Source organism: Micromonospora sp. WMMD736, assembly GCF_049179015.1.
Taxonomy (GTDB): domain Bacteria; phylum Actinomycetota; class Actinomycetes; order Mycobacteriales; family Micromonosporaceae; genus Micromonospora.
Window position 1 is genome coordinate 5,651,232 of sequence record NZ_JBMHMI010000001.1, and the last position, 12,350, is coordinate 5,663,581.

Here is a 12,350-nt window from a genome sequence, read left to right on the forward strand (position 1 = left end):
CCTCAGCCGGAAGTTCCCGTCTCAGCCGGTGCGGGCGTCGTCGACGGCCTCGACCAGCTCGTCGCGGGCCCGGGCGACCCGGGACCGGATGGTGCCCACGGGCACTCCCTCGACGGCGGCGGCCTCGGCGTAGGAGAGACCGAGCAGTTGGGTGAGCACGAACGCCGCCCGTCGTTCGGGGCTCAGCCGCCGCACGAGGTCGTTGGCGCCGAGTTGCCCGGCGTGGTCGGGGTGCGGACGCTCGGTGTGCGCGTTCGCGGCCAGCCGCTCGTCGAGGCGACGTCGGCGGATCACCGTGCGCAGGTGGTCGGCGCAGGCACGCCGGGCGATGCCGAGCAGCCAGGTACGGGCGCTGGACCGACCCTCGAACGCCGGCAGGGCCTTGAACGCCCGCAGGTACGTCTCCTGGGCGAGGTCGTCGGCGCTGTCCGGGCCCACCAGGGCGGCGGTGAAGCGCCAGACCTCGGCCTGGGTCAACCGCACGAACACCGCCTGGGCGGCGGGGTCGCCGCCGCGCGCGACCAGGGCCGACTCGGTCGCCGGGTCCGGGCCGGCGGCACCGGACGGACCGGTGGGGCCGGCGGGGCCGGTGTCACGCGGGACGGGGATCACGACAAACCAGGTTACGCGGCGTCGGGTGTGACGTCAGGGTCCTTCGGCCCTTGGATGGTCTGCGACACGTCGGGAACTTTTCCCCGTCGTCAGCCGACTACCTGCTCATGACACGCGACCTCTCCCGCGCGGCGTTGGCGGCTGAGCGCAATTGAGCCGCCCGTCCGACTCGGCTCGCCGAGATCCAGTGGGGTCGGCGACCATGGCAGGCATGACTGTCGCCCCCCGCCGCTGGGCCGCCCGGTTGGCTGCCGCCGCCGGCCTCCTGGTCACCGTCGTCGCCCTGTTGATCGCGCCAGCCACCCCGGCCAGCGCCCACGCGGTGCTGTCCAGCAGCAGCCCGGCCGCCTCCTCGGTGGTGCCGAACGGCCCGTCCGAGGTGGTCCTCACCTTCAGCGAGTCGGTCCGCAAGGTCCCGGACAAGGTCCGGGTGATCGCTCCGGACGGCTCGCGGGCCGACCGGGGTGAGCCGTCGTTCGCGGGCGCGGTGGTGACCATCCCGGTGGATCCGGCCGCCGGGCGCGGCACCTACCTGGTGAGCTTCCGGGTGATCTCCGCCGACAGCCACCCGGTCTCCGGCGCGTTCACCTACTCGGTCGGCGCGCCCTCGACGCCGCCGGTCGACTCCGGCAACGACAGCCGCGCCAACCCGGTGGTGGGCACCGCCGTGAAGGTGGCCAAGTTCCTCGGGTACGCCGGTCTGGTGCTGCTGTTCGGGCCGGTCCTCGTACTCGCCGCGCTCTGGCCGCAGCGGCTCTCCCGGCGGGGTCCCGCCCGGCTGGCCTGGGCCGGTCTCGGCCTGACCGCGCTGGCCACTCTCGCCGACCTGTGGTTGCAGGTGCCCTACACCGCAGGTGGTGGTCTCTTCGACGTGACCGGCGCGGGATTCGGCAGCGTCTTCGGCAGTACCTTCGGCGCGGCCCACCTGGTCCGGCTCGGCCTGCTGGCCGCGGCGGCGTTCCTGCTGCGGCCGTTGCTGGACCGTCCGGCCGGTCGTACCGACGCGATCATCCTGGCGGTGCTCGGCGGCGCGGCCCTGCTCACCTGGCCGCTGGCCGGGCACCCGGCGGCCTCCCCGGCACCGGCGGTGTCCGTGGTGGTCGACGCGGTCCACCTGGGCAGCATGGCGGTCTGGCTGGGCGGCCTGCTCATGCTCGCGGTCTTCCTGCTGCGCCAGGCCGACGAGCGGGAGTTGAGCGCGATCCTGCCCATCTGGTCGCGCTGGGCGGCGCTCGCCGTCTCGGCCCTGCTGCTGGCCGGCACCGTGCAGGCGTTGATCGAGGTGGCGACCCTCGACGCGCTGTTCAGCACCACCTACGGGCGGCTGCTGCTCGCCAAGATCGGGCTCTTCGCGATCGTGATCGCCGTGGCCGCGTACTCCCGGCACCTGGTCCGTCGGCGGGTGGCCGCGCAGCGACCGGTGCCGGTGCGCCGGGCGGTCCTGGCGGAGCTGACCGTCACCGCCGTGGTGCTGGCCGTGTCCGCGACCCTGGTGCAGACCACGCCCGCGCGGACCGCGGCGGCCGAGTCGTCCGGCGTCGAGGCCGGCCTCTTCACCGCCACCCTGAACAGCTCGCTCTTCAGCATGCAGGTCGAGCTGAGCCCGGCCGAGCGGGGCAACAACTCGGTGCACCTGTACGCGTACGGCAAGGACAACCTGCCGCTGCCGGTGAAGGAGTGGCGGGCGACCGCCGCGTTGCCGTCGGCCGGCATCGAACCGATCGACGTGCCGCTGCTGCCGTTGACCGACAACCACGCGTACGGCGACATCAGCCTGCCGGCCGCCGGCGAGTGGCAGTTGAAGATCACCGCTCGCACCACCGACATCGACCAGGCCACGGTGACCGCCACCGTGCCCATCCGTTAGAGAGGTCCACGACACCCATGACCCGACTCCGGCGTACCGCATCCGCCGCTGCCGCCCTGGCGCTCACCGCCGTCGCCACCGCCGTGCTCGGCTTCGCCGGGCCGGCCTCCGCCCACGTCACGGTGAACCCGAAGGAGGCGACCCAGGGCGGCTACGCCCGGGTGGCGTTCCGGGTGCCCAACGAGAGCGACACCGCCTCGACCACCAAGCTCGAGGTGGTGCTGCCGGAGCACGCCCCGGTCGGCTCGGTGTCGACCATCCCGGTGCCGGGCTGGACGGTGGCCACGGAGAAGCGCAAGGTGGAGCCGCCGATCGAGGTGCACGGCAGCCAGCTCACCGAGGCGGTTTCCAAGATCACCTGGACGGCCACGGGTGACGCGGCCGTCAAGCCGGGGCAGTTCCAGGAGTTCGGCGTATCGATGGGGCCGCTGCCGAAGGTCGACACGATGGTCTTCAAGACCCTCCAGACGTACTCCGACGGCAACGTCTCCCGCTGGATCGACGAGCCGCAGCCGGGTGGCGAGGAGCCGGAGAAGCCCGCCCCGGTGCTCACCCTCACCGCTGCCGCGCCCTCGGCGTCGGCCGCCGCGCCGTCCGCCGTGGCCATCGCCGACAAGGACGATGACGACGACGAGGGTGACGGCGCCGCCATCGGCCTCGGTGTCGCGGGTCTCGTCGCCGGCCTGGCCGGCCTGGTGCTGGGCGGCCTGGCGTTCGCCCGGACCCGCCGGGAGCCGGTCGCCAAGTCCTGATTCCGTCGCTCACCCGCTGGCCCGCCGGAAATCCGGCGGGCCAGCGCGCGTTCCGGGACCGGGAGCGGTCGTGCCGTGGATATCCCCTGATGAGCGGGCGTACGTCGGTATGGTCGGCCGGGTATCTGGCTACAGAGGGGGACGGTGCGAATGCGGTTCGTGCGGGTGATCGCCGGAATGCTGCTGTTGGTCATCGGGATCCCGGCGCTGCTCGTCGGTGGCGGACTGTGGTTGGTCGCCCGGCACGCGGATCCCGGTGGGGCCTTCGCGGCCCGGTTCGAAACCGTCCGCACACCGGGCCACGCGGTCGTGGTCACCGACCTCGACCGGCTGTTGCGACGGGAGGCGCCCTTCGCGCGTGGCCCGCAGACCCGGCTGCGGCTCGACGCCCGGACGCCGGACGGGCCGGCCTTCGTGGGGCTCGCGCCGACCGCTGAGGTGCGCCACTGGCTGGAGTCCGTGCCGTACGCCCCGGTCCGCCGGGTGGCGCTGGCCCGGGGTCCGCTGCCGGTCCGTACGGACGCCGCAGTTCCGTCGGTGGCCCCGACCGCCGATGCGGTCCGTCCGCCGCTGGGCCTCTCCTTCTGGGTACGCGAGGGCATCGGCACCGTCGAGTGGAGCGCCGACGACCTCACGGGCGAGCCGATGAGCCTGGTGGTGATGCGCCCGGACGGCCGTGCCGACCTGACGTTGGATCTGCGCGCCGAGCTGCGCGCGGGCTGGGTCGGCCCGGTCGCCTGGGGACTGCTGGTGGCGGGGGTGCTGCTGGTGGCGTGCGCGGTGCTGCTCCTGCTGCGCCATCCGCGTCCGCGTGAGGTGGTCTTCGTCGTCGAACCGGATCAGGTGCCGGTCCTCGCCGGCCGGCTCGGGGTCACGTCGCTCAGCGGCCTGGGTGTCCGGGATCCCCATTCGGCCAGCTCGGTGCCGGCCCTGCGACAGCTGGCTCCGGTCGGCTCCGGCGGGTCCGACTGGTCCCGGTCGGCGATCGGCGCGGAGCCGGCCCGGCCGACGCCGGAGGACTGACGCGGCAAGTGGCCCTTCGCACTGCCGACGCGAAGGGCCACTCTCACCGGGGGAGCGGTGCTACCAGAGCGACGCTTGAAGGAGATGGGTCCAGATTATCGCCGATGGTCATTACTGGGGACTTCTGTCCATTTGGCGCGAATTTGCCTCGGTGCGGGCCGGGCGGTACGCGCGGACCGGCAGCGCCACCAGCAACAGCAGACTGAGCAGAACGTACGGGTTCTGCAGGACGAAGTCGACCGGATCATGGGTACGCACCGGCGCCGTACCCCATTTCTGGAACGTCACCACGCCGTAGACGATCACGGCGGTGGTGCCTACGGCGAGCGCGGCGGACCACCACCGCCGGCGTGCCTCGGTCGGGTGTCTCGCGCTGAGCGTCGTGTCGGCGAGCAGCACCACCGCCGGCACGAACCAGTAGATGTGGTGGGTCCAGGTGATCGGGCTGATCAGGGCACCGACCAGCCCGGTCAGGGTCAGGCCGGTCAACGCGTCACCGGCCCGGGCGGCCCGGGCCGCCCGCCACAGCCCGTAGCCGGCCACCACGGCCACGATCACCAACCACAGCAGCCGGTCCGGCTTCTCCGGGGCGGTGAACCGGCTCAGCAGACCGAAGACCGACTGGTTGCCGACGTAGTCGGTGCGTCCCACCCGGTCGGTGTCCCACAGCTCCTGCGTCCAGAACCGCCACGAGTCCCCGGGCGCGACCGCCGCCGCCAGCAGGGTCGCCGCCGCCGCCGTCACGCTCGCCAGCGCGGCGGCCCGCCACCGGCGGGTGGCCAGCAGGTACACGATGAAGATGCCCGGGAAGAGCTTGAGCGCCGTCGCCAGCCCCACGCCGACTCCGGCCCAGCGCCGCCCCTGCGGTACGGCGAACAACAGGTCCGCCAGGATCAGCACGACCAGCAGCATGTTGATCTGCCCGAGGGTGACCGTCTCGCGGGTGATCTCCGCGGCCAGCACCAGCAGCACGGCGACGGTCAGGGTGAACGTCCTGGGCAGGCCGTGGCGGACGATCACGGGCGTCACCAGCCACCGGGTGGTCAGCACCACGGCCCCCACCGTGAGCACCGTGAAGATCGCCACGGTGACGCCGAGCCGGAGCAGTCCGAACGGCCACAACAGCAGGGCGCTGAACGGCGGGTACGTGAAGTACAACTCACCCTGCACCCGGTCCGGCTGGACGTAGTCGTAGAGCGGATGACCGGCCGTCCACCAGTCCATCGCCGACATGTAGATCTTCAGGTCGAAGAAGTTGTGCACCAGGTTGCGCAGATAGAGCGCCGGCAGCACGGCGACCAGCGCCACGATCGTGACCAGCCGACGGACGGTACGGCCACCGGGATCGTCGTCGGTGACGGCGGGCGGTGCGATGGGTTCGGCTGGCACTTGAGAAACCCTAGCGGTCCACCCCCTCAAGAGCGCGCAGCAGCGGGGCGTGGGCTGCGCGTAGGCTGTCCCGGTGGCTGACCTCCTCGTCTGGATCGACTGTGAGATGACCGGGTTGGACCTCGGCAGTGACAAGCTGATCGAGGTCGCGGCGCTGGTCACCGACCCTGACCTCAACGTGCTCGGTGATGGTGTCGACGTGGTGATCCACGCCGACGAGGCGGCGTTGGAGGCGATGCCGGAGATCGTCCAGACGATGCACGCCAAGTCCGGCCTCACCGAGGAGGTCCGTCGGTCGGCGGTCACCCTGGCCGAGGCCGAGGACCGGGTGCTGGAGTACGTGAGCACCTTCGTGAAGGACCCGCGTACCGCGCCGCTGTGCGGCAACTCGATCGCCACCGACCGCGGCTTCATCGCCCGGGACATGCCCCGCCTCGACGCGCACCTGCACTACCGCATGATCGACGTGTCGTCGATCAAGGAACTCTGCCGCCGCTGGTACCCCCGCGTGTACTTCGGTCAGCCGCAGAAGGGCCTGGCGCACCGGGCGCTCGCCGACATCCGCGAGAGCATCCGCGAGCTGGAGTACTACCGGCGCACCATCTTCGTGCCGCTGCCCGGCCCGGACGTCGAGACCGCCAAGGGCATCGCCGCCGACCTCTGATCCGGCGCGGCTCGGGCCGGCGGGGAACCCGCTGGACGCCGTGCGCGGTGGTGGGGCTATTATTGGTCCGCACGACGCCCGGGGCGACAGACCGGGGCGTCGGAGGCATGGTGGCTGTAGCTCAGTTGGCAGAGCACCGGGTTGTGGTCCCGGTTGTCGTGGGTTCAATTCCCATCAGTCACCCCAATACGCAGGCCCCCTCCTCGGAGGGGGCCTGCGTCGTTGTAGGGGACTCATAGGGGAACTCAGTCCACGGGCATCCGGTAGACCAGTTCGTATCGTCCGCGTGGCAGCACGATGGTGGCCGTCTCGACCGGCATGCCCGAGGCGAAGTACGTCCGATTGATCTCGTACACGTCCGCCGGTCTGCCCGGCAGGCGCAGCGCGTCCGCCTCCGCGTCCAGCGCGGGACGGCTGTTGATCCGCTCTTCGAACTCGTCGACGCGCACACCGATCGCGTCCATCCGGGCGACCACACCGACCGCCGCGCCGTCCTCCGGCCACTCGACCGCCGTTCCGCCCGTGATGCTCAGCGGCTCGTAGGACGTTGACAGTTGGACCGGGTCGCCGTCGGAGAGGAACCGGTAGGCCGTCCGCATGACCGGAGCGCCGGGCTCGACACCGAGGCGTATGGCGATTCGCTCGTCCGCCTGCTCGTGGCGGCTTTCGTGCTCCCAGGTGGCCTCCTGGCCGGCGTGGGCGGCGTCCCGGGCGAACGGTGACGTCGATCCGGATTTGCTGCGGACGTCGCGGCCGGGCGCGCGTCGCACCAGCCGGCGGGCGGCCTGGACGTAGACCCCTGAGCCTGCTCGGCCCTCGACGAGCCCTTCACCCTTGAGCACGCTGACAGCCCACTTCGCGACGGTGCGGCTCACACCGAACCGGGCCATGAGCTTGGTCTCGCTGGGCAACTTGGCCCCTGCTGCCAGCGCGCCGGACTGGATCTCCGTGCGTAACTCGGCGGCGATTGCCAGATAGGCAGGCGTCTTGGCCATGGGAATACAACCTCCGGTCAGCGCGACCAGTCGATCACAGACAACCTGGTGTGCCAAGTTGCGCGACGAGCCTTGCTAGGGCAAACCTAGTGCACTAGCTTTGCCCTAGCTCCCCGCTACCAAGCAGATCCGTTCAGCAACCATGCGGTCGGTGGCGGGAAGGCCGTCGACCGCATGGCCATGCAGCAGGGCCTATTCGATTTCGGCGGCAGGACGCGACGATCATCTCGCAGATGGGCAGACGCCATGATGGAAGAACCGACCACCGCCCGAGCCGCGATAGCGTCCCGCCATCAGCAGGCGATCCGCGAACTGACCGCGCTTGAGGCGCGGCTTGCCGACGAACACGTACCGCGCCGCCCGGAGTGGGAGTGCCAGAGCTGTGCGCCTGGTACGTCCTGGCCGTGTGCGCCCGCACAGGTCAGCCTGTTCGAGTTGTACGGGCGCGACCGAGTCGGGCTTTCCATGCACGTCGGGGCCCTGTACTACGTCGCCAGCCAGGAGCGGCCCGACGACGAGCCGAGTGAATTGTACGACCGGATCGTGGGCTGGATTCGGTGACGAAGCTGCCAGCCCATGAAACGGCGAAGGTTCCAGGAATCCGGGGCGGTCTGGGTCAGGCGGTCGGCGTGGGCGTCGGGGTGGCCGCGTCGTCCGCGCCCGCCGTCGGGGCGTCCGGGTCGTACGGCAGGGCGCTGCCCTTGACGTACTCGTCCCAGCTCATGTTCCAGTCGGTCCAGCCGTTGCCGTTCTGGAGCCTGCGCTCGGTGCCCTTGACGGTGATCGGGTCACCGACCTCGGTGTTCTTGAACAGCCAGTCGCCGTTCGCCATCGACACGTTCACGCAGCCGTGCGAGACGTTGACGCTGCCCTGCTGGCCCTCGGACCAGGGGGCCGCGTGGATGAACTCGCCGCCCCAGGTGAGGCGCTGCGCGAAGTCAATCTTGGTGCGGTAGCCCTCCTCCGGGCCCAGCTCCTCGAACGTGTCGAAGACGGTCTTGCGCAGCTTCTCGATGACGACCATGGTTCCGCTGGACGAGGGGGTGCTCTTCTTGCCCAGGCTGACCGGGATCGTCTTGATCACCTTGCCGTCCCGGGTCACCGTCATCCGCTTGGTCTTGTTGTCCACCGTCATCAGCAACTTCGGGCCGATCTTGATGTCCACCGACAGGTCCGCACGGCCGTAGTAGCCGTTGCCCATCGGCAGGCCACCCGCCTGGACGCGGTACGAGACCTTGCTGTTCGCCTTCCAGAACTCCTTCGGCCGGTACCGGACCTCGGTCGGGCTGACCCAGTGCCAGATGCCCTCCTGGGCCGGCGTCGAGGTCACCGTCATGCGGCGCTGGACGTCGTCGCGGTAGTCCTCCGGAATGTCCCGGCTGAACCGCACGATCAGCGGCATCCCGACACCGACCTGCTGGTTGTCGCCGAGGAAGCTGCTCACCCGGATCTGCTTGTCGGGCTTGGCCATCGTGGTGAAGGTGCTGGTCGCGGTGGCCGGCCGACCGTCGTCGCCGGTGGCCGTGACCGTGGCGGTGTAGCTGGTGCCGTACTCCAGGGCTCCGGACGGCAGCCACGACTTGCCGTCCGCCGCGAGCTTGCCCTCGACCGCCTTGCCGGCCGCGTCCTTGAGCTCGACGGCGGTCTCCTCGGCGTCCTTCGTGGTGAAGGTGATGCCGGTGGAGGCGGGGACGTCCTTGGCGTCGGCCGCCGGTTCGGCGATGGTCGCCGACGCCTTGGGGGCGGGGGTCTCGGCCCCGCCCTGCCACGAGGACGGCTTGCCGCCGTCGCCGTCGGTGCAGGCGGAGGTGAAGGCCAACGCCACGGCGAGGAGCCCCGCCGCGAGCACGCGGCGTCGTCCGCGGGGCCGGATCAGCTGGTCCTGGCTAGCTCGCATGATGTCCTCACAGTCGTGGTCGCTGACCCATCGTCTCCTAAAGACGTGCCAGAACCGGTCCTGGTTGCCGAGGGTGGGCAGGAACACGCCGATCACGTTGTCGGATTTTTGCTACTATCCGGCGTTTCGTGATCGGCGTTCGTCTTCCTGCCGGAGTCGAGGGGTCGCCCGCCGCCGTCGTAACGCCTCAGGCAGTGCAAGGGTACGCGCCGGCCCGTGCCATCGGCAGGGCCGGCGCGACGACGCCGGACGCTCAGAGCGCCGGACCGGACCCACCCTTGGGTACCGGCAGCGCGCTGCCCTTGATGAACTCCGACCAGCTGAGGCTCCACGCCGTCCAGCCGTTGCCGGCGGCGATCGTGCGCTCGGTGCCCTTGATCGTGATCGGGTCGCCGACACGGGTCTTGTCGAACAGCCACTTGGCGTTGGCCGTCGACACGTTCACGCAGCCGTGCGAGACGTTCTGCCGTCCCTGCACGTGCTCCGACCAGGGCGCGGCGTGGATGTACTCGCCACCCCAGGTGATCCGCTGAGCGAACTGGATGTCGGTGACGTAGCGGTTGGCCGGATCGGGATCGTCACGGGTGTCGAAGACCGTGGCTTCCTTCTTCTCCATCACGACCAAGGTGCCGCTGGACGACGGGGTGCTCTTCTTGCCCAGGCTCACCGGGATCGTGCGCGTCAGCGCGCCGTTCTCGTACACCGACATCTTCTTCGTGGCGTTGTCGACCTTCATCACCAACGACCGGCCGATCTTGACGGTGGCCTTGCGGTCGATGTCGCCGTACCTGCCGTTGCTCAGCGGCACCCCGGCCAACGCGATCCGCACGCTGATGGTGGTGCCCGGCTTCCAGTACTCCGGCGCCCGGTAGTACGCCTGCGTGCCGTTGTCGACCCAGTGCCAGGCGCCCGGCTGCGGCGGGTCGGTCTTGACGAACATCCGCTTCTGCACCGCCGCCCGGTCCTTCTTCGGGATGCCCGGGTGGAACTCGGTGACCACCGGCATGGCGACGCCGTAGCTCTTGTCGTCGAAGAGGTAGAGGCCGGAGCCGATGGTCGACTTCGGCTTGGCCATCGTGGTGAAGGAGCTGGTGCCCTGGCTGGTCGTGCCGTCCGGCGTGCTCGCCGTCACCGTGGCCGTGTACTTCGTCCCCCACTTCAGGGGCGCGGACGGCACCCAGGCCGAACCGTCGGTGCGGAGCTTGCCCTCCACGGTCCCGCCGCCGGCCGCGGTCAGGGTGACCGCGGACACCTTCCCGCCGCTCGGCAGTTTGGCGCTGATCTCCGTACTCACGGGCTTGTTCTTCGTGCCGTCGGCCGGGCTCAGCGTCAGCGTCGGCCCACTGGGCGCGCTGGGCTCGCCGCTCGTCGACGGCGCGGCCGGGTCGGGTGCGGTACTCGCATCCGCCGACGTCCCGCCGACGAATTCCGGTTTCTTCTGCTCGTCGCCGCACCCGGTCAGTGCCAGCGACATCGCCAAGGTCAGCGCGCCCACCACCGCCCCGGCTCGCGTGAACCGTGCCATCCCCACCTCTGTTCTCGCGTACCTGGCGGACATCGTGCCGTATCAGTGGCCGGACCTACGCCCCCGTCTCAGACCCGAGGCGTGGTTTGTGGCTGTATGCCCGTTAAGCTCGACCGAAGGGGGGAGCCGGGTAACCGGATTGGAGCCCGGGTTGGCGGGGTGCTAATGTTCTCTCCGTTGCCGAACGAGCGCCGCTAGCTCAACTGGCAGAGCAGCGGACTCTTAATCCGCGGGTTCGGGGTTCGAGTCCCTGGCGGCGCACCAACGAGCAAGGCCCCGATCTGGTGATCAATACCAGCCGGGGCCTTTTTCGTGCGTCACTCAGTCTGGTACCGAAGCGCGCAACCGTGGCCACCGCTGCTCGGTCCAGGCCCGCAACAACCACTCCGCCGGTCCGTACCGGAACCGGCTCAGCCACACCGCGCTGACCGCGACCTGCACCCCGTAGATCACCACCGCGACGAGGAGTACGACCGGCGGTGCGACGGCACCGGCGAGACCCAGGCCGACGCCGGTGAAGACCAGGACGCAGAGCACCGACTGACCCAGGTAGTTGGACAGGGACATCCGTCCGGCCGGCGCGAGTACGGTCACGACCCGCCGTCCCCGGTCGGTCTCGAAGAACTCGAGGAGGCTGGCGGCGTACGCGGCGGCGAGCAACGGGGCGGTGAGCACGCCGACCGTCAGCCCGGTCAGGTTGGCGGTGCCGCCGCCCGAGGCGAAGACGACCGCGCCGGCCAGGCCGACCGGATAGCCCACCCGCTGAACCCGGTGCAGCAGCTGCCGGTTCCCCGCGACGTCGGTGAGCAGCCGGCGACGCCCCGCCGCGTACCCGAAGAGGAACGCCGAGAGGGCGAGCGGTCCCTGCACGACGAGCGCGCCGATCATCGCCGGCAGCTGACGTACGTGCTCGGCGATCAGCGATCCGAGTCCGCCCTGTAGCGCCTCGGTGGACCGCTGCCCCGCGGCGAGCGCCGCCGCCGGATCGGTGACCAGTTGGGTGCCGCCGACAGCCGCGAGCGCCAGCACGAAGCCGATGCCGGCGGTCAGCAGGACGGCAGCGCGCAGCGCGGTCCCGACCGCGACTCGGCGCATGGCGAGCAGGACCAGACCGAGCACCGCGTACGTGGTCAGGATGTCGCCCTGGAACAGCAGTACCGCGTGCAGGACGCCGAGCACGAAGAGCCCGGCCAGCCGTCGCCGGAACCGGGGGACAATGTCGACGCCGCGCCGGGCGGCGGAGTCGAGCTGGAGCGTGAAGCTGTAGCCGAACAGGAAGGCGAAGAGCAGGTACGCCTTCATCGTGACCAGCGCCTCGACCGCCCACCCGACCGCCTGGACGCCCCACGAGTCGTGCACGGGGTCGGGGACCAGGTGGAAGGAGTAGCCGGAGGCGAAGTAGGCGATGTTGACGACCAGGATGAGGAACAGGGCCACGGCGCGCAGGGCATCGACGCCGGCGATCCGGGAGACCGCCCCGGGCGACCGTTCGACGACGACTGGCGGGTCTTTCCTGGAAAACGTCACGCGACCACCCCCGTAATCGACAGGAACCGTTATTCGTAGGCTAGGAAGCGGCCTGCCCAGGTGACAGCCGGTGAGCGGGACCGTCGTAGGTGGGGCAGG

General features: G+C 70.6%; 10 protein-coding genes, 2 tRNA genes and 1 pseudogene. 7 read left to right on the forward strand and 6 right to left on the reverse strand.

Annotated elements, in window-relative coordinates; translation table 11 throughout:
- Window positions 1–21 precede the first annotated feature (21 nt).
- The gene (locus ACN269_RS25525) at window positions 22–612 is read right to left on the reverse strand and encodes a sigma-70 family RNA polymerase sigma factor (RefSeq protein WP_421474796.1); all 591 of its coding nucleotides are present in this window, start codon (window positions 610–612) and stop codon (window positions 22–24) included.
- 202 nt (window positions 613–814) lie between these two features.
- Here ACN269_RS25525 and ACN269_RS25530 point away from each other — a divergent pair, with 202 nt between their 5' ends.
- The 3 genes and pseudogenes from ACN269_RS25530 to ACN269_RS25540 form a co-directional block, all read left to right on the forward strand.
- A complete protein-coding gene (locus ACN269_RS25530) occupies window positions 815–2,479 on the forward strand; it encodes a copper resistance CopC/CopD family protein (protein WP_421474797.1) in 1,665 nt (554 codons plus the stop codon).
- 17 nt (window positions 2,480–2,496) lie between these two features.
- A complete protein-coding gene (locus tag ACN269_RS25535) occupies window positions 2,497–3,231 on the forward strand; it encodes a YcnI family protein (protein ID WP_421474798.1) in 735 nt (244 codons plus the stop codon).
- 678 nt (window positions 3,232–3,909) lie between these two features.
- Window positions 3,910–4,188: pseudogene (locus ACN269_RS25540) on the forward strand (hypothetical protein); the annotation flags it as partial.
- A gap of 177 nt (window positions 4,189–4,365) precedes the next feature.
- On the opposite strand, the gene ACN269_RS25545 reads toward ACN269_RS25540, so the two are convergent.
- Window positions 4,366–5,643, reverse strand: coding sequence for a glycosyltransferase 87 family protein (locus ACN269_RS25545; RefSeq protein WP_421474799.1), 1,278 nt, complete (start codon window positions 5,641–5,643; stop codon window positions 4,366–4,368).
- Between the two features lie 73 nt (window positions 5,644–5,716).
- Here ACN269_RS25545 and orn point away from each other — a divergent pair, with 73 nt between their 5' ends.
- Complete coding sequence (orn, locus tag ACN269_RS25550) at window positions 5,717–6,307, forward strand: oligoribonuclease (RefSeq protein WP_007456183.1); 591 nt, start codon at window positions 5,717–5,719, stop codon at window positions 6,305–6,307.
- A 110-nt stretch (window positions 6,308–6,417) separates the two neighbouring features.
- Window positions 6,418–6,493 (forward strand) — tRNA-His (locus ACN269_RS25555).
- A 59-nt stretch (window positions 6,494–6,552) separates the two neighbouring features.
- On the opposite strand, the gene ACN269_RS25560 is transcribed toward ACN269_RS25555, so the two are convergent.
- Window positions 6,553–7,302, reverse strand: coding sequence for a GntR family transcriptional regulator (locus ACN269_RS25560; protein WP_421474800.1), 750 nt, complete (start codon window positions 7,300–7,302; stop codon window positions 6,553–6,555).
- 174 nt (window positions 7,303–7,476) lie between these two features.
- On the opposite strand from ACN269_RS25560, the gene ACN269_RS25565 reads away from it, so the two are divergent.
- On the forward strand, window positions 7,477–7,863 hold the full coding sequence (locus tag ACN269_RS25565) for a hypothetical protein (RefSeq protein WP_421474801.1): 387 nt from the start codon (window positions 7,477–7,479) through the stop codon (window positions 7,861–7,863).
- Window positions 7,864–7,918: 55 nt separating this feature from the next.
- Here ACN269_RS25565 and ACN269_RS25570 read toward each other — a convergent pair whose 3' ends face one another.
- Entirely contained in the window at window positions 7,919–9,199 is a 1,281-nt protein-coding gene (locus ACN269_RS25570) for an Ig-like domain-containing protein (RefSeq protein ID WP_421476561.1), read from the reverse strand.
- A 253-nt stretch (window positions 9,200–9,452) separates the two neighbouring features.
- Window positions 9,453–10,724, reverse strand: a complete 1,272-nt coding sequence (locus ACN269_RS25575) for an Ig-like domain-containing protein (RefSeq protein ID WP_421474802.1) — start codon at window positions 10,722–10,724, stop codon at window positions 9,453–9,455.
- 188 nt (window positions 10,725–10,912) lie between these two features.
- Between ACN269_RS25575 and ACN269_RS25580 the strand changes: the two genes are divergently transcribed.
- Window positions 10,913–10,988 (forward strand) — tRNA-Lys (locus ACN269_RS25580).
- 57 nt (window positions 10,989–11,045) lie between these two features.
- On the opposite strand, the gene ACN269_RS25585 is transcribed toward ACN269_RS25580, so the two are convergent.
- Entirely contained in the window at window positions 11,046–12,251 is a 1,206-nt protein-coding gene (locus ACN269_RS25585; protein ID WP_421474803.1) for a DUF418 domain-containing protein, read from the reverse strand.
- Between the last annotated feature and the right edge of the window lie 99 nt (window positions 12,252–12,350).

Bases quoted from the DNA above. Each gene is read 5' to 3' on its own strand.
- ACN269_RS25530 (WP_421474797.1), top strand. From the start codon at position 815: ATGGCAGGCATGACTGTCGCCCCCCGCCGCTGGGCCGCCCGGTTGGCT.
- ACN269_RS25535 (WP_421474798.1), top strand. From the start codon at position 2,497: ATGACCCGACTCCGGCGTACCGCATCCGCCGCTGCCGCCCTGGCGCTC.
- ACN269_RS25560 (WP_421474800.1), bottom strand. From the start codon at position 7,302: ATGGCCAAGACGCCTGCCTATCTGGCAATCGCCGCCGAGTTACGCACG.
- ACN269_RS25565 (WP_421474801.1), top strand. From the start codon at position 7,477: ATGGCCATGCAGCAGGGCCTATTCGATTTCGGCGGCAGGACGCGACGA.
- ACN269_RS25570 (WP_421476561.1), bottom strand. From the start codon at position 9,199: ATGCGAGCTAGCCAGGACCAGCTGATCCGGCCCCGCGGACGACGCCGC.
- ACN269_RS25575 (WP_421474802.1), bottom strand. From the start codon at position 10,724: ATGGCACGGTTCACGCGAGCCGGGGCGGTGGTGGGCGCGCTGACCTTG.